The organism is Halomonas sp. AOP22-C1-8 (assembly GCF_052378905.1).
In the GTDB taxonomy this organism is placed as follows: Bacteria; Pseudomonadota; Gammaproteobacteria; order Pseudomonadales; family Halomonadaceae; genus Vreelandella; species Vreelandella citrativorans.
Genome location: NZ_JBQSYD010000071.1, coordinates 1 through 584, shown reverse-complemented (window position 1 = coordinate 584; position 584 = coordinate 1). Strand labels below are relative to the sequence as shown.

The 584-nt window shown below is 47.4% G+C and carries 1 protein-coding gene; it reads right to left on the bottom strand.

The window, feature by feature from the left end:
• Window positions 1–7: 7 nt before the first annotated feature.
• The coding region (locus tag ACT3TY_RS17900; protein WP_444622845.1) for an IS630 family transposase at window positions 8–584 on the bottom strand (577 nt) is incomplete at its 5' end.

Genomic DNA, 584 nt, shown 5'->3' with positions numbered 1-584 from the left:
TAAGTGGTTACGCAAAAGTTATTGAGTAATCAGTGCCGTAACCATTGCATACGTTTTTGACCGCGTCACAAAGCTTATCGAACGAACTGTAGGCTGTTAACGGTAGCCACCGGTATTTGATTTCGCGCCAAAGGATTTCGATCAGGTTCAGCTCCGGCGAATACGGCGACAAATAGACCAAGTGAATGCGATGTGCCATCCAATCAAGAAGTTTGCGCTGAAATGCCCTGGAACGGTGCATTCTGGCATTATCCAGTATCACGACGGTGAAGGAGTCAGGGTCTTTATGTGCCGCAAACTGATCAAAGGCTTCTATAACGGTCTCAGTGGTCACAGAGTCGGTGGTCATGTGGTGAAAAAACTCACCTTTTCTGGTGAGAAAACCCAGTACATTCAGCCGTTTGCTATGTGGGTAGGCAGTGACTTCCCAAGGCTTGGCTATCGGGCTCCATGCATAAGGTAGTGACGATGATTGCGAGAAACCGGCCTCATCAAAGAAATAGAGATCGCACTTACCATCATCTTCCCACTCCTTCAATACATTGATCATCTCTTGCGTATGGCGGAAATCTGTTTCGTCACGC